At 48.4% G+C, this 20,571-nt stretch carries 24 protein-coding genes and 2 tRNA genes; 16 read left to right on the top strand and 10 right to left on the bottom strand.

The features are described from left to right. The first annotated feature begins 171 nt into the window (after positions 1–171). Positions 172–486 (top strand): flagellar hook-basal body complex protein FliE, encoded by a 315-nt coding sequence (gene fliE / locus A1SC_RS15420; protein ID WP_016262079.1) that lies wholly within the window; start codon positions 172–174, stop codon positions 484–486. Between the two features lie 404 nt (positions 487–890). Here fliE and pliG read toward each other — a convergent pair whose 3' ends face one another. Further along, positions 891–1,292: a g-type lysoyme inhibitor PliG gene (gene pliG, locus A1SC_RS15425; protein WP_000700038.1), complete on the bottom strand. Its 402-nt coding sequence runs from the start codon at positions 1,290–1,292 to the stop codon at positions 891–893. Between the two features lie 192 nt (positions 1,293–1,484). After that, positions 1,485–1,889 carry a DUF1398 family protein gene (locus A1SC_RS15430; protein ID WP_016248821.1) on the bottom strand — a complete coding sequence of 135 codons (405 nt, stop codon included), beginning with the start codon at positions 1,887–1,889 and terminating at the stop codon, positions 1,485–1,487. Positions 1,890–2,216: 327 nt separating this feature from the next. Here A1SC_RS15430 and zinT point away from each other — a divergent pair, with 327 nt between their 5' ends. After that, the gene (gene zinT / locus A1SC_RS15435) at positions 2,217–2,864 is read left to right on the top strand and encodes a metal-binding protein ZinT (RefSeq protein WP_001516569.1); all 648 of its coding nucleotides are present in this window, start codon (positions 2,217–2,219) and stop codon (positions 2,862–2,864) included. 125 nt (positions 2,865–2,989) lie between these two features. On the opposite strand, the gene yedF is transcribed toward zinT, so the two are convergent. Continuing rightward, positions 2,990–3,223, bottom strand: a complete 234-nt coding sequence (yedF, locus tag A1SC_RS15440; protein ID WP_000790504.1) for a sulfurtransferase-like selenium metabolism protein YedF — start codon at positions 3,221–3,223, stop codon at positions 2,990–2,992. Continuing rightward, complete coding sequence (gene yedE / locus A1SC_RS15445; RefSeq protein WP_001516568.1) at positions 3,220–4,425, bottom strand: selenium metabolism membrane protein YedE/FdhT; 1,206 nt, start codon at positions 4,423–4,425, stop codon at positions 3,220–3,222. Before yedE ends, yedF begins: the two co-directional genes overlap by 4 nt. A gap of 186 nt (positions 4,426–4,611) precedes the next feature. On the opposite strand from yedE, the gene yedD reads away from it, so the two are divergent. Next, entirely contained in the window at positions 4,612–5,025 is a 414-nt protein-coding gene (gene yedD / locus A1SC_RS15450) for a lipoprotein YedD (RefSeq protein ID WP_001516567.1), read from the top strand. A 33-nt stretch (positions 5,026–5,058) separates the two neighbouring features. Here yedD and amyA read toward each other — a convergent pair whose 3' ends face one another. The 4 genes from amyA to fliD all read right to left on the bottom strand — a co-directional run bounded on the left by amyA (position 5,059) and on the right by fliD (position 8,829). Beyond that, positions 5,059–6,546 (bottom strand): alpha-amylase, encoded by a 1,488-nt coding sequence (amyA, locus tag A1SC_RS15455; RefSeq protein WP_016262078.1) that lies wholly within the window; start codon positions 6,544–6,546, stop codon positions 5,059–5,061. A gap of 77 nt (positions 6,547–6,623) precedes the next feature. Continuing rightward, positions 6,624–6,989 carry a flagella biosynthesis regulatory protein FliT gene (fliT, locus tag A1SC_RS15460; RefSeq protein ID WP_001015042.1) on the bottom strand — a complete coding sequence of 122 codons (366 nt, stop codon included), beginning with the start codon at positions 6,987–6,989 and terminating at the stop codon, positions 6,624–6,626. After that, the gene (fliS, locus tag A1SC_RS15465) at positions 6,989–7,399 is read right to left on the bottom strand and encodes a flagellar export chaperone FliS (RefSeq protein WP_000286599.1); all 411 of its coding nucleotides are present in this window, start codon (positions 7,397–7,399) and stop codon (positions 6,989–6,991) included. The genes fliT and fliS overlap by 1 nt, the downstream gene beginning before the upstream one ends. Before the next feature lie 14 nt (positions 7,400–7,413). Further along, a complete protein-coding gene (gene fliD, locus A1SC_RS15470) occupies positions 7,414–8,829 on the bottom strand; it encodes a flagellar filament capping protein FliD (protein WP_001516565.1) in 1,416 nt (471 codons plus the stop codon). A gap of 245 nt (positions 8,830–9,074) precedes the next feature. Between fliD and A1SC_RS15475 the strand changes: the two genes are divergently transcribed. The 8 genes from A1SC_RS15475 to sdiA all read left to right on the top strand — a co-directional run bounded on the left by A1SC_RS15475 (position 9,075) and on the right by sdiA (position 16,369). Further along, a complete protein-coding gene (locus A1SC_RS15475) occupies positions 9,075–10,385 on the top strand; it encodes a FliC/FljB family flagellin (RefSeq protein WP_000079767.1) in 1,311 nt (436 codons plus the stop codon). A 305-nt stretch (positions 10,386–10,690) separates the two neighbouring features. Next, a complete protein-coding gene (fliA, locus tag A1SC_RS15480) occupies positions 10,691–11,410 on the top strand; it encodes an RNA polymerase sigma factor FliA (RefSeq protein ID WP_000839544.1) in 720 nt (239 codons plus the stop codon). Positions 11,411–11,455: 45 nt separating this feature from the next. Next, the gene (gene fliZ / locus A1SC_RS15485; protein ID WP_024191890.1) at positions 11,456–12,007 is read left to right on the top strand and encodes a flagella biosynthesis regulatory protein FliZ; all 552 of its coding nucleotides are present in this window, start codon (positions 11,456–11,458) and stop codon (positions 12,005–12,007) included. Between the two features lie 87 nt (positions 12,008–12,094). Next, positions 12,095–12,895 (top strand): cystine ABC transporter substrate-binding protein, encoded by an 801-nt coding sequence (gene tcyJ, locus A1SC_RS15490; RefSeq protein WP_024214583.1) that lies wholly within the window; start codon positions 12,095–12,097, stop codon positions 12,893–12,895. A gap of 104 nt (positions 12,896–12,999) precedes the next feature. Further along, positions 13,000–13,986 (top strand): D-cysteine desulfhydrase, encoded by a 987-nt coding sequence (gene dcyD, locus A1SC_RS15495; RefSeq protein WP_001128252.1) that lies wholly within the window; start codon positions 13,000–13,002, stop codon positions 13,984–13,986. A 14-nt stretch (positions 13,987–14,000) separates the two neighbouring features. After that, on the top strand, positions 14,001–14,669 hold the full coding sequence (tcyL, locus tag A1SC_RS15500) for a cystine ABC transporter permease (RefSeq protein WP_001158227.1): 669 nt from the start codon (positions 14,001–14,003) through the stop codon (positions 14,667–14,669). After that, positions 14,666–15,418: an L-cystine ABC transporter ATP-binding protein TcyN gene (tcyN, locus tag A1SC_RS15505; RefSeq protein WP_001516561.1), complete on the top strand. Its 753-nt coding sequence runs from the start codon at positions 14,666–14,668 to the stop codon at positions 15,416–15,418. Before tcyL ends, tcyN begins: the two co-directional genes overlap by 4 nt. A gap of 228 nt (positions 15,419–15,646) precedes the next feature. Next, positions 15,647–16,369, top strand: coding sequence for a quorum-sensing transcriptional regulator SdiA (sdiA, locus tag A1SC_RS15510; RefSeq protein WP_016262076.1), 723 nt, complete (start codon positions 15,647–15,649; stop codon positions 16,367–16,369). Between the two features lie 66 nt (positions 16,370–16,435). On the opposite strand, the gene yecF is transcribed toward sdiA, so the two are convergent. Continuing rightward, positions 16,436–16,660: a DUF2594 family protein YecF gene (yecF, locus tag A1SC_RS15515; RefSeq protein WP_000106471.1), complete on the bottom strand. Its 225-nt coding sequence runs from the start codon at positions 16,658–16,660 to the stop codon at positions 16,436–16,438. Further along, the gene (locus tag A1SC_RS25015; RefSeq protein WP_228929308.1) at positions 16,647–16,787 is read right to left on the bottom strand and encodes a hypothetical protein; all 141 of its coding nucleotides are present in this window, start codon (positions 16,785–16,787) and stop codon (positions 16,647–16,649) included. Before A1SC_RS25015 ends, yecF begins: the two co-directional genes overlap by 14 nt. A 332-nt stretch (positions 16,788–17,119) precedes the next feature. On the opposite strand from A1SC_RS25015, the gene uvrY reads away from it, so the two are divergent. The 5 genes from uvrY (at position 17,120) to A1SC_RS15540 (ending at position 20,564) form a co-directional block, all read left to right on the top strand. Next, positions 17,120–17,776, top strand: coding sequence for a UvrY/SirA/GacA family response regulator transcription factor (gene uvrY / locus A1SC_RS15520; RefSeq protein WP_000611331.1), 657 nt, complete (start codon positions 17,120–17,122; stop codon positions 17,774–17,776). Next, positions 17,773–19,605, top strand: coding sequence for an excinuclease ABC subunit UvrC (gene uvrC / locus A1SC_RS15525; RefSeq protein ID WP_000116020.1), 1,833 nt, complete (start codon positions 17,773–17,775; stop codon positions 19,603–19,605). Before uvrY ends, uvrC begins: the two co-directional genes overlap by 4 nt. 56 nt (positions 19,606–19,661) lie before the next feature. After that, complete coding sequence (gene pgsA / locus A1SC_RS15530) at positions 19,662–20,210, top strand: CDP-diacylglycerol--glycerol-3-phosphate 3-phosphatidyltransferase (RefSeq protein ID WP_001160187.1); 549 nt, start codon at positions 19,662–19,664, stop codon at positions 20,208–20,210. A gap of 151 nt (positions 20,211–20,361) precedes the next feature. Further along, positions 20,362–20,437 (top strand) — tRNA-Gly (locus A1SC_RS15535). Positions 20,438–20,490: 53 nt separating this feature from the next. Then, positions 20,491–20,564: transfer RNA gene (locus A1SC_RS15540), tRNA-Cys, on the top strand. Positions 20,565–20,571 lie beyond the last annotated feature (7 nt).

The following is a 20,571-nucleotide window of genomic DNA, read 5'->3' as shown; positions in this document are numbered from 1 at the left end:
GGAACAAGACGCACTCCCGGGTCAGCAAACTCGAAAAATTAACGGCCTCATTATTTGTGGTTTTATTTTTTTCTATGCGCCAATTAACCCATTTTTTTGTCTCTATTTAGCGCCTTTATCTTATTGACTTACTGGTAGGCTCTGCTACCAAGAATTGTCCGGGAGATGAATATGTCAGCGATACAGGGGATTGAAGGGGTTATCAGCCAGTTACAGGCCACGGCGATGAGTGCGCGTGCGCAGGGGACTCTGCCGCAACCGACCATCAATTTTGCCGGACAGCTTCATGCTGCGCTCGATCGCATTAGCGATACGCAAACCACCGCCCGCACACAGGCAGAAAAATTTACCCTCGGTGAACCCGGCGTAGCGCTAAACGATGTGATGACCGAGATGCAAAAAGCGTCGGTTTCGATGCAAATGGGGATTCAGGTGCGTAATAAGCTGGTGGCGGCGTATCAGGAAGTGATGTCCATGCAGGTGTAGGTTTTGTAACCTGTTGACTATGAGAGTGAAAAGAAGCGCGGCTGTCGGATTGGAGCCGCGGGACAAGGTCCAAAATTATCTAAGAGTTGTTGAATTTCCCAGCTTCTGTTGAAGCATATGCATCTTACTAATAACTAAAAAAGGTTTAAACTAAAAAATTAACCGTATTTTCAGGTAAGTCTTACCGACATATCCTCACCGCATTCAGACGGTTAAAGAAGCCGTATTTAGCGCGTAAACAGGGCGCGGGGGTGTCCCTTATGCCAGCAGATTCAATCGGGTGGGAAGACTCCGGGTCATATTTCATGTGGCAGGAACAGCGTCATAGACAGCCTCTGTCTGTTACTGACAGTTATCCTCAGGTACAGGAAAGCAATGACGGGGATAGCCCCGTCAATTTCTGTTTACTCAATCTGTATGTTGACGCTGTATTTTTTAACTTTGTTTTTACGAGCGTCATTACGGGTTTGAAGCACTCTTAGCTCATATTTACCGGAAGCGGGAAGGATGTACTGACCATTGTCATCAAGCTCGGGAGAATATCTGGAGAGATCAACAGAGTCGCTAATTCCTGGCCCAAAGAGGACAATATCAGCCCCCTCATTGGAGATACTGATATGCACCTTCTGGCCTTTTTTGGCATAGAAGTTATATGTGTCGTAATCGTACCCCTTTATCTCTCCTGAGTACTGGGCGCTACTATGCCCCTTTCTGAACTCAACATTAATGTCCTTGCCAGCGGCAGAGGCCGTTGAGGTTAGCAGTGCAAAAAGAAAAATGGCTTTACCTATGGCATTGATTTTCATGTGTGTTCTCCTCAGTCAGGGTAAAACTGTTCGCTGTTATAATATAACAACTTTTGGCAGGCATTTTCCATGAACTTCCCGTCTGGGAGCTGCTATGAGCGTGAGTGGTGTCAGAGAAGAGAAAATCAAGCCAGAGATAATCTGACAGATACCTGTACGGATAACTGTCAGATCTGAAATGAGCTAATACATCTAAATTAAGGGTTTATTGTTCTCAACATCTTCAATATATAAGAGTGTATTATCGATAGAATAGTAACGACGTTTATTATCGTTAACGTCAGTAACCCACCGGAAGACACCCGCATTCGCGAGCGTTATACAATATTCCCGAAAAGTAGATCTTCTGGCAATGTGAGTCCGGGCTGCTTTTATTACTTTCTCAGGGTTCTTAGTGGCACTGACTTTTAATAGATTTCTGCTTCCTCTTATTAACAATACCTTGTCATCGTGTGTAACGATCCTAATGTTATCTGTAGCAAGATAGTAAATGTAATGCGCAATATGATGACGTTTTAACTCTGTGTAAAACCAGGAAAAGTTTAGCTCCGTTCTCACTTGCTCAAACATCTTTTGGAAAATAGCAACCTGATCCATCAGGGGGAATAATCTCTTGTTGGTTGTGAGAGTTTGTAGTTTGCATGATTGGTGCTATTCCTTCAATCAGATCCGATGACTTAATGTTGTCTCTGTACTGCATTCATGATTTCCCGTTATTACTGGCAGCGCAGTAAGACAAAATCATTACAATAAAAGCTTTCAACGGCGCATTTTTTCAACGGTTGTAGTTGGTGATGAAGACGTACTAAATGTAGGGTTATGGTGCGTGTGTTTGGTTAGGTTTTGCTATTCGTTCTTCAGTGTTGTTTTTATTAAATGTTATGTTATAACATTATGTGATGTTAAAGCGGGAGGACAAACTGGATGATGATTGTTAATAAATTGGCTTTTGCTCTGGGGTTACTATTAGCAGGCAACTATGCACTTGCTCATGGGCATCATTCACATGGGGCACCACTGACAGAAATGGAACAAAAAGCAGCAGAGGGTATTTTTGATGATAATAACGTGAAGGATAGATCCCTCGCTGATTGGGAGGGTATTTGGCAATCGGTGTACCCCTTGCTTCAAAGTGGTGATCTTGATCCTGTCTTTAAAATGAAAGCAGAAAAAGAACCGGGTAAATCATTCGCAGATATTAAAGCCTACTATCAGAAGGGATACATAACAGATGTTGACACAATTGGCATCGAAAATGGTGTTATGGAGTTCCATCGAGGGGAGGAGATGACTTCCTGTAAATATAATTACAGTGGGTTTAAAATACTGACATATAAATCAGGGAAGAAAGGTGTGCGTTATCTGTTTGAGTGCCGGGAACCAGCCAGTAAAGCCCCTAAGTTTGTGCAGTTTAGTGATCATATTATTGCCCCTCGTAAATCATCCCATTTTCATATATTTATGGGGAATACGTCACAACAGCAGTTACTTGAAGAAATGGACAACTGGCCAACTTATTATCCTTATCAGTTACAGACGAAAGAAATTGTGGATGAGATGCTTCACCACTAATTCATTCCTGCGTGGTCATAAAATATTGAGACTATTTTTCTGATATACCACGGACTTTCTGTACGTCCACAATGGAGAATTCGTAGCAAAGATACTCCCGCTGCCTGAAACAGCGGGAGAAAAGATTACTTCTGAATTAAATAACGAATGGTCGGCCCGTCTTGTTGGATATCCAGTACGGTATAGCCGTGGTTACGTGCGTCCAGTGGAATATTATTAATTGACTGCGGACAGTCGCTGACCACTTCGAGGATCTCGCCTTTTTTTAACTGCGGCATCGCCTCAAGGGTCGCGACCGCCGGATAAGGGCAGGGTTCGCCCACCATATCAAGACGGTAATCAGGAACGATATTTTTCATGCAATCTCCTTAGCAGTTTGCAGCGCCGCGCGGCGGAAGAAGCGTTTCTCCCAGCCGATAATCAACATCAGGGCAGCGAACAACAGTAAATATGTCACCAGCAGGCCGCCCATTGGGCCAAAGGTTTTCAGCAGGTTGATTTTGTCCCAGTCGGTGGCCAGTGCCGGGGCGAAGTCATCCCAGTAATAAGCCAGAATCGTTGAGCCGATAACATTACCCAGCCCAACCCACCAGTAGTGCACCTGGCCTTCCACTGCACGGTACATCCAGCCAGTTTCGCAGCCGCCCGCCAGCACAATACCAAAGCCAAACAGTAACCCGCCAATGACGGCGTTCGGGCCAGCCCACATGATTTTCGGTTCTACACCTAACTGTACGTAACTGAAAATACCGATGGCACTTACCGCCATACCGATAATGATCGCTTTCGCCATATGGGTACGCCCGGTGATCCACATATCGCGGAACGCCGAAGTAAAGCAGATTTGCGCGCGTTCAATCAGTAAGCCAAAGCCGACGCCAAACAGCATTGCCAGCCCCAGCTTCGGTTGATTCATCGCCGTTAACAGCGCCCAGCCCAACATGCCAAAAAAGACCAGCATCCCGAGGCGGAAACGACGCCGTGCCTGATCTGGTTTTTGTGTTAGCGGTGAGGCGGCAGAGACTTTTTGCATTTTTACCGGGATACGGAAGACTGGCAGCAGAGTAAAGCGTGCACCAAACCATGAGCCAATGGCGGTAGCGATGGCAAAGAACCAGGCGTGCAGTGAGAACTGCGGAATGCCAGTGAAAAATGCAGCCAGGTTACAGCCCATCGCCAGACGCGCGCCGAAACCAGCGATAATCCCGCCAATAATAGCCTGCATAATGCGGATACGGCTGCGCGGCATACGTAATTTAACGTTGTTGGCCCACAGAGCCGCGGCAAAACAGCCGCCAAACATACCAAGAATCATCATCCCGTCAATGCGGGTTAATGGCGATCCTTCCAGATGGATAATTTTAAAATAGCCCCACTCTTCGGCATGGACGCCAAACAGTTGCAGGAGCTGACCACCCCAACGGGTAAATTCGCCGGTAACAGCCCAAAAGGTGCCGGTGATGCCAAAATAATAAGTGGAGAGAATACCCGCCGCGATGACCGCAGGGATGGGGGCCCAGAATTTAATCAACCAGGCTTGTTTGAATTGCTGCCATGACATGTATATAGCCTCTGAACTCAGAAGGTTTGAAACAAGAGCCGCGAATAATACACCAGACAAATTCTTTTTCGTGGTAATAATTCACAAAAATAATGGTTAGATCAAATTTCTCTTTGGGCCTGGAAAGGCTGGCAGCATCAAGGCATTAATGCCACAATCTTCTTTTCTTCTCATGCAGGATGAATGATGAAAAAACTCGCAATTGCAGGCGCACTTATGCTGCTGGCTGGCTGTGCCGAAGTTGAAAATTATAACAATGTTGTGAAAACGCCCGCGCCAGACTGGCTGGCGGGCTACTGGCAGACTAAAGGGCCGCAACGTGCTCTGGTCAGCCCGGAAGCGATAGGTAGCCTGATTGTCACTAAAGAGGGTGATACGCTGGATTGCCGTCAGTGGCAGCGGGTGATTGCTTTACCGGGTAAGTTGACGCTGATATCTGATGATCTCACTAACGTTACTGTCAAACGTGAACTGTACGAGATTGAGCGTGACGGTAACACTATTGAATACGATGGCATGACGATGGAACGCGTGGATCGACCAACGGCTGAATGTGCTGCCGTGCTGGAAAAAGCGCCGTTGCCGACGCCACTACCGTAATGAAATATCCCCGGTTTGCCGCCGGGGATGTGTTTAAATCACCTCTTCGATAACCCACACACTGACGCTACCGCCGTTGCAAAAAAAGGTCGCTTCGCCATTTTCATCGGTCACCACGCTCTCTTGCCGATTGCCCAGAAAATCACGCCAGGTTTTATTGCCGTAATTCTCTCCCAGATGAATGGTTTTTTCGCCATCGTCACCGTTTGACATCACCACCACACAGCCTGGATATTCGTCGGTGCCGCTGCGACTAAAGGCAATACAGTTCGGATGATCGAAAAATAACGTCTGTACACCGTGGGCGAAGCGCTGGCGGGCGAGGATTAACTCATCGAGCTGTTCGATTATTGGCATATCTATCGGATAGGTTTGCCCGTCACCGCCGACATCTTCGTAATGAGCACCGTACAGATCAGGGTAGAACACTGAAGGGACGCCATTTTCCCGCAGCAAAATAAGGGCATACGCCAGCGGTTTAAACCACGGTTCTACCGGAGCTTCAAGGGCTTGCAACGGTTGGGTATCGTGGTTGGCGACCAGTGTAACGGCATGGAAAGGATCGGCTTCCACCAGCGTATCGGTGAATATCTGCGTCATATCGTAGTTGCGCCCCATTCGGGATGCTTCATGGAATTTCATTTGCAGCGGCGCATCAAATAGCATGGTTTTGCCTTCTACCTGGGCAATATATGTTTGCAGCTTATCTACTTCACGCGACCAGTATTCCGCCACAATAAATAGCGGTTTTGGCGCGACTTCCTGCACGTGTTCGATCCACTCTTTATAAAACCAGGCTGGAATATGTTTTACTGCGTCGAGACGAAAACCGTCGCACTGCGTTTGCTCCATCACCCAGCGTGCCCAGTATTTAAGCTCTTCCGTGACGGCATGGTTGCGAAAATCGATATTTTCGCCCATCAGATAGTCGAAATTACCTAACTCATCATCAACCTGGTCATTCCAGCCTTCGCCGGTGTAGTCGTTGACGATTTTAAAAATGCCATCTTCGTTTGGATTTTCGATATGGTCGATGCCGCTAAAACATTTGAAGTCCCAGATGAACTGCGAGTATTGACCGGCACGAGCCGGGAAGGTGTAACGGGTCCAGCCTTCGCACTCAATGATTTCATCATCAATTTGCGTGCGATCATCTGCATTGACGCGCTGTACGCGAATGGCTTCTTTTTCGTCAGCCCCCATTTTGTGGTTGACGACCACGTCCAGCAGTACGGCAATGTCATTGCGTTTGAGTGCGTCAATGGCCGCCAGCAACTGTGCTTTATCGCCATATTTGGTGGGGATGCTGCCTTTCTGATCAAACTCGCCTAAATCAAATAAATCATAGGAGTCGTAGCCAACAGAATACCCGCCCGATGCGCCTTTATAGGCGGGCGGCAGCCAGATCATATTGATACCAATATCATTTAAACCGTCGGCGCGCTCGGCCAGTTCAGGCCAGAGCTTGCCGCCTTCCGGGTAATACCAATGAAAACATTGCAACAGCGTGGGGTTACGCATTCTTCGACTCCGCTCAAGGGGAACATTAGAAGCGTAGCCGTAATCGGATTATTCGCGAGCAATCAGCTCTTTAAGCTTCAAAAGAGATTTTCCTGCGGCGCCAGCACGTAGCCACCCTGATCGCCGTAGGTGCTTAACACCGATTTTTGCATTGATGACTGACCGACCAGTTTCGCCAGTTCATCCATCCGAATCTGCAATAACTGTTTTACTTTGTTTTCGTTTTCCAGAACGAGGCGCAGCATAGGTCTGAGTTGCTCCTGGATCATGGCAGAGGGTTCCATTTCTTCCGTTAAGTGTGCAATTTTTTGCACCGCATTGACATATTCCATTTCGCTGGCGATGAGTTCATCCCACCGTCCTTCTGTCGCCAGGCGTAACATGAGCTGGCTTTTTTCGACGAGTTGTTGCCAGGCAAAATACAAGTGCGGTGCATGGTTCATCAGACAGGGTCCTGAATCAATGAAGGGGAGAGTAGAGACTCTTTCCAGGCATCGGCAAGATTGCGCATTAAAGTTTCCACTTCTGCGACTGCGGAGACATCGTTGCGTAAATTAGCTTGCAGCAAACGCCTGATCATATAGCTATAGAGTGCAATCAAATTCTGGGTTAATTCGTCCTGACTTTCTTCGTCAAGACTGAGTCTCAGCCCGTTCTCAATAATGTTGATCGCTTTTGACAAAGAGACGCCTTTGCCTTCCTGATTGTTGTCCTGCATAAACAAGCGCGCTCTTACCAGCGCACTCAACACGCCGTCAAATAGCATGGTGACCAGTTGCTGTTGGCTGGCACTCATTACGGCGCTTTCGACGCCAATTTGTGCGTAGGCCTGGGTGCCTTTTGCGCTGTACATTGTCTCTCCTGAGATTATTTCGAACTGCTATTTGAGGTGTCGAACTGTTGTGTCAGATAGCTGCTGGTGGAGTTCAGCGAGTTCATTAACACATCTAATTGGGTGAACTGGGCTTTATAGCGCGCCATTAATGTATCGATGCGTTCGCTGGCGGCATTGTATTGATCGGTCAAATTGTTCAGCGTTTTGCTGACGCCATCTTTTGCGGCCTGGATTATCCCTGTGGAGGAGAGCCAACTGGTCAGGTTGCTGCTAATGCTGGTGGTTACGCCTGTACTTTTACCGTCACCAATAAACATTTCACCGACGCCAGCAGCATCTTTTTTCAGCGCTGTTTGCAGTTTGTCGGTCGCTATTTCCAGCTTTCCGGTACTGGCATCGCTGGTAATGCCAATTTGTGCCAGCGTTTTATAGTTTGAACTGCTGTGGGTATTGGCGAGCAAGGTTTTAAGCTGAGTCTGGATGGTACGCAGTGTGGAGTCACCGAGTAATGCACCATTGCTGGAATCCTGGTTTTCAGCACCGGCATCGACGGCTGTGTATTTCGTTAAGTTGCTGAAGGTATCCTGTAATGCGTTATAGGCATCCACCCACGCTTTAACCGCATTTTCAGCTTTGGATGTATCTTTACTGATGGTCAGTGTCTGATTACCGGTGGTGACGTCATTCAGGTTGAGGGTGATATCTTCCAGCGCGTCACTGATAGTATTGCTGCTGTTTTCAATCTCAACGTTATTGACCGTCAGTTTGGCGTTCTGCGCGGTGACGCTTTCAACCATGCCATTGCTGCTATCACCCGAAGTTCCGTTGTAACCCATAAAACTTTGCAGGGTGCTGTCACCGCTGACGCTGAGCTTCATGGCGTTGTCGCTACCGGTATCATTGGCGGTGATGGACAAACGATACTCGCCGTTACCCACATTGATAATACTGGCGCTGACACCAGCTTTGGCGTTGTTAATGGCATCGCGAATGCCGGAGAGCGACGAATCAGCCGCACTGATATCAATCGTGACCGGCTCTTTACCGCCGCCTTGCTGGATGGTCAGTACGCTATCGCTGGTGGCGATGGCGGCTTTACTGTCTTTTTGACTATTTTGGGTGGTCAGCGTCTGCGCCTGCGCCAGTTGGCTGACGCTAATGGTGTATTTCCCGGCAATTGCGCTGCCCGTGGTCGTGGCGCTGAAAGCTGATGAACTGCTGGTGGTTGAGGTGGCGGTAAATAAATCGGCTTTATTCAGTGCTGTATTGGCCGTCTGGAAACTCTCCAGCGCGCTTTTCAGCGTCCCGTAAGCGCTCAGTTTCGCGGTGTAAGAACTTTGCTGTTTCGATATCGGCGTCAGGGTAGATTTTTCTGCCGCCTCCAGACTGTCGAGGATGCTGCTTAAGTCCAGCCCCGACCCAACCCCAAGCGTTGAAATACTCGCCATATAGATTCCTTAATCATGCGACATGTAGAACGAATACCGGGGTTATCGGCGTAAGTGGGGCAAAGTTTACGATTTATTTTTGGGCTTAATGACACGAACAGCAACGAGGAAGGGGAGTATTTCGACCGCTAGAAAAAAATTCTAAAGGTTGTGAGTGACCAGACGATAACAGGGTTGACGGCGACGAAGCCGAAGGGTGGAAGCCCAATACTTAAACCGTAGACTTGAAAACAGGAAAATGAATTATGGCACAAGTCATTAATACCAACAGCCTCTCGCTGATCACTCAAAACAACATCAACAAAAACCAGTCTGCGCTGTCGACTTCTATCGAACGCCTCTCTTCTGGCCTGCGTATTAACAGTGCGAAAGATGACGCTGCCGGTCAGGCGATAGCTAACCGTTTCACCTCTAACATTAAAGGCCTGACTCAGGCTGCGCGTAACGCCAACGACGGTATTTCTCTGGCGCAGACCACAGAAGGTGCGTTGTCTGAAATCAACAACAACTTGCAACGTGTGCGTGAGTTGACCGTTCAGGCGACGACCGGTACTAACTCTGATTCTGACCTGTCATCTATTCAGGACGAAATCAAATCCCGTCTGGATGAGATTGACCGTGTTTCCGGTCAGACCCAGTTCAACGGCGTGAATGTACTGGCAAAAGACGGTTCGATGAAGATTCAGGTTGGCGCGAATGATGGCCAGACTATTAGCATTGATTTACAGAAAATTGACTCTTCTACATTAGGGTTGAATGGTTTCTCCGTTTCTGCTCAATCACTTAACGTTGGTGATTCAATTACTCAAATTACAGGAGCCGCTGGGACAAAACCTGTTGGTGTTGATTTCACTGCTGTTGCGAAAGATCTGACTACTGCGACAGGTAAAACTGTCGATGTTTCCAGCCTGACGTTACACAACACCCTGGATGCGAAAGGGGCTGCCACCGCACAGTTCGTCGTTCAATCCGGTAGTGATTTCTACTCCGCGTCCATTGACCATGCAAGTGGTGAAGTGACGTTGAATAAAGCCGATGTCGAATACAAAGACACCGATAATGGACTAACGACTGCAGCTACTCAGAAAGATCAGCTGATTAAAGTTGCCGCTGACTCTGACGGCGCGGCTGCGGGATATGTAACATTCCAGGGTAAAAACTACGCTACAACGGCTCCAGCGGCGCTTAATGATGACACTACGGCAACAGCCACAGCGAACAAAGTTGTTGTTGAATTATCTACAGCAACTCCGACTGCGCAGTTCTCAGGGGCTTCTTCTGCTGATCCACTGGCACTTTTAGACAAAGCCATTGCACAGGTTGATACTTTCCGCTCCTCCCTCGGTGCCGTTCAAAACCGTCTGGACTCTGCGGTAACCAACCTGAACAACACCACCACCAACCTGTCTGAAGCGCAGTCCCGTATTCAGGACGCCGACTATGCGACCGAAGTGTCTAACATGTCGAAAGCGCAGATCATCCAGCAGGCGGGTAACTCTGTGCTGTCTAAAGCTAACCAGGTGCCGCAGCAAGTTCTGTCTCTGCTGCAGGGCTAATCGTCGTAATATAATGACAGCAAACGCCAAATTGCCTGATGCGCTACGCTTATCATGCCTACAAGGTGAATCGCAATTAATTAAATTTGCATATTCGCGTAGGTCGGATAAGGCGTTTACGCCGCATCCGGCAAGATGAGGCGGACTTTGTCAGCTATCTTAACCCCGCTCCAGCGGGGTTATTCTGCTCGCTATTTACCGATTACCCCAAATAACCCCTTATTTCACCCATTAATCGTCCGATTAAAAAACCTGCAGAAACGGATAATTATGCCGATTATTTATATAACGCAGGGCTGTTTATCGTGAAATCACTCTATACCGCTGAAGGTGTAATGGATAAACATTCGCTGTGGCAGCGTTATATCCCGCTGGTGCGTCACGAAGCATTGCGCCTGCAGGTTCGACTGCCCGCGAGTGTAGAACTTGACGATCTGCTACAGGCAGGCGGCATTGGATTACTTAATGCTGTTGAACGTTATGATGCCCTGCAAGGAACGGCATTTACAACTTACGCAGTGCAGCGTATCCGTGGTGCTATGCTGGATGAACTTCGCAGCCGTGACTGGGTGCCGCGCAGCGTGCGACGCAATGCACGTGAAGTGGCGCAGGCAATAGGGCAACTGGAGCAGGAACTTGGCCGCAACGCCACAGAAACGGAAGTGGCAGAACGTTTAGGGATTGAAATCGCTGATTACCGGCAAATGTTGCTTGATACTAATAACAGCCAACTTTTCTCTTATGATGAGTGGCGCGAAGAGCACGGTGATAGCATCGAACTGGTTACTGACGATCATCAGCGGGATAACCCGTTACAGCAGTTACTGGACAGTAATTTGCGCCAGCGGGTAATGGAAGCCATCGAAATGTTGCCGGAGCGCGAACAGTTGGTATTAACGCTCTATTACCAGGAAGAGCTTAATCTCAAAGAGATTGGCGCGGTGCTTGAGGTCGGTGAATCGCGGGTTAGTCAGTTACACAGCCAGGCTATTAAACGGTTACGCACCAAACTGGGTAAGTTATAACTCAGGTAAATGCCGCACATTAATTTTGAATACCAGGAGTTCTTAATAATGATGCAGCACCAGAAAAGGCGGCCATTAAGCCGCTATCTTAAAGATTTTAAACACAGCCAGACTCATTGCGCATATTGCCGTAAATTACTCGATCGCATTACCCTGGTTCACGATGGCAAAATAGTCAATAAAATCGAGATTTCCCGTCTTGATACGCTGCTTGATGAAAATGGCTGGTATGAGGAACAAAAATCATGGGCAGCGTTATGCCGTTTCTGCGGTGATTTACACTGCAAAACCCAGAGTGATTTTTTTGATATTATCGGCTTTAAGCAGTTTCTTTTTGACCATACTGAAATGAGCCCCGGTACAGTGCGCGAATATGTGGTTCGTCTACGTCGTTTGGGTAATTATTTAAGCGAACACGATATTTCCTCTGACCTGTTGCAGGATGGTTTTCTTGATGAAAACCTCGCACCCTGGCTGCCCACCACCAGCACCAATAATTATCGCATCGCATTACGTAAGTACCAGTGTTACCAGATGCAAACCCGCGGCGACCTTGCGCAGAAATCCCCCAGTCTGTCAGCTTCTGATATATATTAAATAAGAATAAGATGTAGCAGAGTTGTTTTTGTGTCTACGAACAATGGCTCTACACTGCAAACCAACATAACAACATTCGGGGTGAATATGAAATTAGTACATCTGGGGCGTCAGGCGTTGATGGGTGTTATGGCCGTGGTGCTGGTTGCGGGTATGAGCGTGAAAAGTTTTGCCAACGAAGGCCTGCTCAATAAAGTAAAAGAGCGTGGCACGTTGCTGGTGGGACTGGAAGGGACTTACCCGCCGTTTAGCTTTCAGGGCGATGACGGTAAATTGACCGGTTTTGAAGTGGAGTTTGCTCAACAACTGGCAAAACATCTGGGCGTTGAAGCCGCATTAAAACCGACCAAGTGGGATGGTATGCTGGCGTCCCTGGATTCTAAGCGCATCGATGTGGTGATTAATCAGGTTACCATCTCAGATGAACGTAAGAAAAAATACGATTTCTCTACCCCTTACACCATTTCCGGTATTCAGGCGCTGGTGAAAAAAGGTAATGAAGGCACAATAAAAACCGCAGACGACCTGAAAGGTAAAAAAGTTGGCGTTGGTTTAGGCACCAACTATGAAGAGTGGCTGCGTCAGAATGTTCAGGGTGTTGATGTGCGCACCTATGATGATGACCCGACCAAGTACCAGGATTTGCGCGTAGGCCGTATTGATGCCATCCTGGTTGACCGTCTGGCGGCGCTGGATTTGGTGAAGAAAACCAATGATACGCTGGCAGTAACCGGCGAAGCCTTTTCCCGCCAGGAGTCAGGTGTCGCGCTGCGTAAAGGCAACGAAGATCTGCTGAAAGCAGTCAACGATGCCATCGCAGAAATGCAAAAAGATGGAACCTTGCAAGCCCTTTCGGAAAAATGGTTTGGCGCTGATGTGACCAGGTAATCAGCATAATGACAAAAAAGGGCGCTTTAATCGGCGCCTTTTTTATTTAAGCGTTTTCAGCGTGCATAATAACAATATCACAACAACAGACATCGGAGGCTTTTATGCCACTGCATAATTTAACTCGTTTTCCACGGTTGGAGTTTATCGGCACACCGACACCGCTCGAATATCTGCCACGTTTTTCTGATTATCTCGGTCGGGACATTTTCATCAAACGGGATGACGTCACCCCGTTGGCAATGGGCGGAAATAAGTTACGCAAACTGGAATTTCTCGCAGCAGACGCCTTGCGCGAAGGTGCTGACACACTGATTACAGCCGGAGCGATTCAGTCTAACCATGTGCGCCAGACTGCCGCAGTGGCCGCAAAACTTGGTCTGCATTGCGTGGCGCTGCTGGAAAATCCCATTGGCACTACTGCAGAAAACTATTTAACCAACGGCAACCGCTTGTTGTTAGATCTCTTCAATACCCAGATTGAAATGTGCGACGCGCTGACCGATCCCAATGCCCAACTGGAAGAGCTGGCGACTCGCGTCGAAGCACAAGGCTTTCGCCCATACGTCATTCCTGTTGGCGGTTCCAATGCTTTAGGCGCGTTGGGCTATGTGGAGAGCGCGCTGGAAATCGCGCAACAGTGTGAAGGGGCGGTTAATATTTCTTCGGTGGTGGTGGCGTCGGGCAGTGCCGGAACGCATGCCGGGCTTGCAGTAGGGCTGGAACAACTGATGCCAGAAAGCGAACTGATTGGCGTGACCGTGTCACGTTCCGTTGCTGACCAGTTGCCAAAAGTGGTTAGCCTGCAACAGGCAATCGCGAAAGAGCTGGAACTGACCGCGTCAGCAGAAATTTTACTCTGGGATGACTACTTTGCCCCTGGCTACGGCGTGCCAAATGACGAAGGCATGGAAGCGGTGAAACTGCTGGCGCGGTTGGAAGGCATTCTGCTTGATCCTGTGTATACCGGAAAAGCGATGGCGGGGCTGATTGATGGCATCAGTCAGAAACGCTTCAAAGACGAAGGGCCGATTCTGTTTATTCATACTGGCGGCGCGCCTGCGCTGTTCGCCTATCATCCTCACGTCTAGCTCCGGAAACGCTCATGCAAGAAAGTATACAACTGGTTATTGATTCTTTGCCGTTCCTGCTAAAAGGGGCTGGGTATACGCTGCAACTCAGCATCGGCGGTATGTTTTTCGGTTTGCTGTTGGGGTTTATTCTCGCGCTGATGCGCCTGTCACCCATATGGCCCGTACGCTGGCTGGCGCGTTTTTACATCTCCATTTTTCGCGGTACGCCGCTCATTGCACAACTGTTTATGATCTACTACGGTCTGCCGCAGTTTGGCATTGAATTAGATCCGGTTCCGTCAGCGATGATTGGACTGTCACTGAACACCGCCGCCTATGCTGCCGAAACGCTGCGGGCAGCGATTTCGTCTATTGATAAAGGTCAGTGGGAGGCGGCTGCCAGTATTGGCATGACGCCGTGGCAAACTATGCGTCGCGCAATTTTGCCGCAGGCGGCGCGGGTGGCACTGCCGCCGCTGTCGAACAGCTTTATCAGCCTGGTGAAAGATACCTCACTGGCCGCGACGATTCAGGTGCCGGAACTGTTTCGTCAGGCGCAGTTGATAACCTCGCGTACTCTGGAAGTGTTCACCATGTATCTGGCGGCTTCGCTCATCTACTGGATTATGGCGACAGTGTTATCGACGCTGCAGAACCATTTTGAGAATCAACTAAATCGCCAGGAGAGAGAGCCAAAATGAGTGCCATTGAAGTTAAAAACCTGGTGAAAAAATTCCACGGTCAGACGGTGCTGCACGGTATCGATCTGGAGGTCAACACCGGCGAAGTGGTGGCAATTATCGGCCCGAGTGGTTCCGGCAAAACCACGTTGCTACGCAGCATAAATTTGCTGGAACAGCCAGAGGCGGGGACCATCACCGTTGGCGATATTACTATTGATACCGCACGTTCGTTAAGTCAGCAAAAATCGCTGATTCGCCAGTTGCGCCAGCACGTCGGGTTTGTGTTCCAGAACTTTAATCTGTTCCCGCATCGTACGGTGCTGGAAAACATTATTGAAGGGCCAGTGATCGTTAAAGGCGAACCGAAAGAAGAGGCCACGACACGCGCCCGCGAACTGCTGGCGAAGGTCGGGCTGACGGGGAAAGAGACCAGCTATCCGCGTCGTTTGTCCGGCGGTCAACAGCAACGTGTGGCGATTGCGCGTGCGCTGGCGATGCGCCCGGAAGTCATTCTGTTTGACGAACCTACCTCGGCGCTGGATCCGGAGCTGGTGGGCGAAGTCCTGAATACCATCCGCCAACTGGCACAGGAAAAGCGCACGATGGTCATTGTGACGCACGAAATGAGCTTTGCTCGTGACGTTGCTGACCGCGCGATCTTTATGGACCAGGGGCGGATAGTCGAGCAGGGGCCAGCAAAAGCGTTATTTGCTGATCCGCAGCAGCCCCGTACCCGCCAGTTCCTTGAGAAGTTTCTGTTGCAATAATAAGAAAAAATCAGCCCCGTCGGCTTTCCAGACGGGGCGAGAACGCGCTCTCAATCTGGTGAATTGCTTAACAAATCAGCATAACTTATTAATAACATAAAAGAATGCTATGTCTTGCAAAAGTAATTCATTGTCTGAATAATATAAATTATATATAAATCTTATTTATGTGATAGTTTGAGTTATCAATATAAATGATACTCACTCTCAGGAGCGTTGCGGTTAACTATGCAGGATACGGATTTTTTCAGTTGGCGTCGCACGATGCTGTTACGTTTTCAGAGAATGGAGGCCGCGGAAGAGGTCTACCATGAAATAGAGCGGCAGGCTCAACAACTCGAGTACGATTTCTATTCATTATGTGTGCGTCACCCGGTGCCATTCACGCGACCGAAAGTGGCCTTCTACACCAATTACCCGAAATCATGGATTAGTTATTATCAGGCAAAAAACTTTCTTGCCATTGATCCGGTGCTTAACCATGAAAACTTCAGTCAGGGGCATTTATTGTGGAATGATGACTTATTTAGCGAAGCGCAGCCGCTATGGGAAGCCGCGCGTGCACATGGTATACGCCGTGGTGTCACTCAGTATTTAATGCTGCCAAACCGGGCGCTGGGTTTTTTGTCCTTTTCCCGTAGTAGTACGCGTGAAATACCTGGCCTTAGTGATGAACTGCAATTAAAAATGCAGTTATCGGTGCGCGAAAGTCTGATGGCGTTGATACGCTTAAATGATGAAATAGTGATGACGCCAGAGATGAATTTCAGCAAGCGGGAAAAAGAAATTCTGAAATGGACCGCGGAAGGAAAAACGTCAGCAGAGATAGCGATGATCTTGTCAATCTCTGAAAATACGGTCAATTTTCATCAGAAAAACATGCAGAAAAAAATCAATGCACCAAATAAGACACAGGTTGCCTGCTACGCTGCTGCAACTGGCTTAATATGACATCAATTACATTCTGCGTGCCAGATGCAAAACCGGCTGAAAGGCGCGCTTTCAGCCGGTTTTATATTACTGACGGTAGGCTTGTTTAATTTGCTTAACCGTTTTGGAAAATATTGCAGCCTGGGTTTCGTCTTCGATCAGCGCAAGCTGTTTTTCCATCTTTAACATCACGCGGCCCGCGTCAGCTTGTCCCATCGCCTGCAGCATCAGCGTCAGCATCGCTTTCAGGCAGGAGACTTCATTTGCCAGATCTTGATTATTCTCGGCAGTAGAAAAATCAGGCGTACTCATTTATTTTCCTCGTCATGTTGCAATAAAAATTTGCGGTGAAAAATGTTAAGGCGGCGGAGTATACCATAAGCTTTGCTAAAAATATTAGTGGTTGTTTTTTGTGCGCTGTATCGTCAACTATATTAATTCAGTCAATATAATGACCAATAAATATTTTTATCATGAATGTTTTTTGCACGTATTGTTCGGGTTAATTAATGTTACATATTCATACCGCTGATTTTTCATTTGTGCTGAATAAAGTCAATTTTTGTCACATCTCGCCGTTGGTTGTGCTGTGAAACGAACCGGCAAACCTTTGATGACGGGCGTGATCATAACTGTGGACAATCGAATTTACAAAAACGAGAGAAAAATCGAATACCCACCATTTTTAACGTTTCAAAGTTGCAATAAAACCCGCTAATATACTAATGACTAACTATCAGTAGCGTTATCCCTATTTCTGGAGATATTCCTTTGATCAACGTTCTACTTGTTGATGACCACGAACTGGTGCGCGCAGGGATACGACGCATTCTGGAAGATATAAAGGGTATTAAAGTTGTCGGTGAGGCATCCTGCGGTGAAGACGCCGTTAAGTGGTGCCGGGCAAATACCGTTGACGTTGTGCTAATGGACATGAGTATGCCTGGCATTGGTGGTCTTGAGGCGACGCGTAAAATCGCCCGCTCGACAGCCGATGTCAAAATCATCATGCTTACGGTTCATACCGAAAACCCTTTACCAGCGAAAGTGATGCAGGCCGGTGCCGCGGGCTATCTCAGCAAAGGCGCAGCCCCGCAGGAAGTCGTGAGCGCGATTCGTTCTGTTTATTCAGGGCAGCGTTATATTGCTTCTGACATTGCTCAACAAATGGCGTTAAGCCAAATCGAACCAGAAAAAACAGAAAGCCCGTTTGCCAGTTTGTCGGAACGTGAATTGCAGATTATGCTGATGATTACCAAAGGCCAGAAGGTCAATGAGATCTCAGAACAGCTTAATCTCAGCCCGAAAACGGTGAACAGCTATCGCTACCGTATGTTTAGTAAATTAAACATACATGGCGATGTTGAGTTGACTCACCTGGCAATTCGCCATGGTCTGTGTAATGCGGAGACATTAACAAGTCAGTGAGTGTTCAGTTTGACGCAAAAGCGTTTTTAAAAACCGTAACCAGCCAGCCGGGCGTTTATCGCATGTATGATGCTGGTGGTACGGTTATTTATGTCGGCAAAGCGAAAGACCTGAAAAAACGGCTTTCCAGTTATTTCCGTAGCAACCTCGCTTCGCGCAAAACCGAAGCGTTGGTCGCCCAGATCCAGCAAATCGATGTCACGGTTACCCACACCGAAACAGAAGCGTTATTGCTGGAGCACAACTACATTAAACTCTATCAACCGCGTTACAACGTTCTGTTACGCGATGATAAATCTTATCCCTTTATCTTCCTGAGTGGCGATACCCATCCGCGTCTGGCTATGCATCGCGGCGCGAAACATGCCAAAGGTGAATATTTCGGCCCGTTCCCAAACGGTTATGCCGTGCGTGAAACCCTGGCGCTGCTACAAAAAATTTTCCCGATTCGCCAGTGTGAAAATAGTGTTTATCGCAACCGCTCGCGTCCGTGTCTGCAATATCAGATAGGGCGTTGTCTGGGGCCGTGCGTTGAAGGGCTGGTGAGTGAAGAAGAATACGCCCAGCAGGTAGAGTATGTGCGCCTGTTTTTATCCGGCAAGGACGATCAGGTGCTTACCCAACTGATTAGCCGCATGGAAACAGCCAGCCAGAATCTGGAATTTGAAGAGGCTGCACGTATTCGCGACCAAATCCAGGCGGTGCGGCGCGTAACCGAAAAACAGTTTGTCTCCAATACTGGTGATGATCTTGACGTTATTGGCGTGGCGTTTGATGCAGGCATGGCTTGTGTCCACGTCCTGTTTATTCGTCAGGGCAAGGTGCTCGGTAGCCGTAGTTATTTCCCGAAAGTACCTGGCGGTACGGAATTGGGCGAAGTGGTGGAAACTTTTGTCGGCCAGTTCTATTTACAGGGTAGTCAGATGCGCACTTTGCCGGGTGAGATCCTGCTCGACTTTAATCTTAGCGATAAAACGCTGCTTGCCGATTCTCTTTCGGAACTGGCGGGGAGAAAGATTAACGTTCAGACCAAACCACGTGGCGATCGGGCACGTTACCTGAAGCTGGCGCGCACCAATGCGGCGACTGCGTTAACCAGCAAACTTTCGCAGCAATCTACTGTTCACCAGCGTCTGTCTGCGCTTGCCAGCGTGTTGAAACTGCCGGAAGTGAAGCGGATGGAGTGTTTTGATATCAGCCATACCATGGGCGAACAAACAGTCGCTTCGTGTGTGGTGTTCGATGCTAACGGCCCGCTGCGAGCGGAGTATCGACGCTATAACATTACTGGTATTACGCCGGGCGATGATTATGCGGCGATGAATCAGGTGCTGCGTCGGCGTTACGGAAAAGCTATCGACGACAGTAAGATCCCGGACGTGATCCTTATCGACGGCGGCAAAGGACAGCTTGCGCAGGCGAAAAATGTTTTCGCTGAGCTGGATGTCTCATGGGATAAAAACCATCCGCTGTTACTTGGGGTAGCGAAAGGGGCCGATCGTAAGGCTGGTCTGGAAACGCTGTTCTTCGAGCCGGAAGGAGAGGGATTCAGCCTGCCGCCAGATTCACCTGCGCTGCATGTCATCCAGCATATTCGCGATGAATCACACAATCATGCGATTGGCGGTCACCGCAAAAAACGGGCAAAGGTCAAAAATACCAGCACCCTGGAAACCATCGAAGGTGTCGGGCCAAAACGCCGGCAAATGTTGTTGAAATATATGGGCGGTTTGCAAGGTTTACGTAACGCCAGCGTCGAGGAAATTGCAAAAGTGCCGGGTATTTCGCAAGGTCTGGCAGAAAAGATCTTCTGGTCGTTGAAACATTGATGTCTCTGTAGCAACATAGGGGTAATCTTACTGACAACAGATAGTTACCCGTCATTATGCAATTTAATATCCCTACGTTGCTCACACTGTTCCGTGTCATCCTTATCCCATTCTTTGTATTGGTTTTTTATCTGCCTGTTACCTGGTCACCGTTTGCTGCTGCGCTCATTTTCTGTGTCGCAGCGGTGACTGACTGGTTCGACGGTTTTCTGGCGCGTCGCTGGAACCAGAGTACCCGGTTTGGTGCTTTCCTTGATCCAGTAGCAGATAAAGTGCTGGTAGCCATCGCTATGGTGCTGGTAACAGAACATTACCATAGCTGGTGGGTGACTTTACCGGCAGCAACGATGATTGCCCGTGAAATTATCATCTCCGCGTTGCGCGAATGGATGGCTGAATTGGGTAAACGCAGCAGCGTGGCCGTATCCTGGATCGGTAAAGTTAAAACTACTGCTCAAATGGTAGCGTTGGCCTGGCTGTTATGGCGCCCGAACATTTGGGTTGAATACGCTGGTATTGCACTTTTCTTTGTGGCAGCGGTACTGACTTTGTGGTCAATGTTGCAATATTTGAGCGCTGCGCGCGCAGATCTGCTTGATCAGTGATCGTTTCGACGCAAAATTCAGCAAACGATCAAAACTGGTGAAAAATATCGTTGACTCATCGCGTCAGGTAAGTAGAATGCAACGCATCGAACGGCGGCACTGATTGCCAGACGATAATAAAATCAAGTGATTAGCTGATTGCTTGATGAATGCGGGAATAGCTCAGTTGGTAGAGCACGACCTTGCCAAGGTCGGGGTCGCGAGTTCGAGTCTCGTTTCCCGCTCCAGTTTAAAAGACATCGGCTTAAGCGGGTGTCTGGCTGAAAAGCCTGAAGAATTTGGCGCGTTAACAAAGCGGTTATGTAGCGGATTGCAAATCCGTCTAGTCCGGTTCGACTCCGGAACGCGCCTCCACTTTTTT

This window comes from Escherichia sp. KTE52 (genome assembly GCF_000408325.1).
GTDB classification, from domain to species: domain Bacteria; phylum Pseudomonadota; class Gammaproteobacteria; order Enterobacterales; family Enterobacteriaceae; genus Escherichia; species Escherichia marmotae.
Note: the sequence above shows the minus strand (reverse complement) of the source record. Positions and strands in the feature narration are given on the sequence as shown.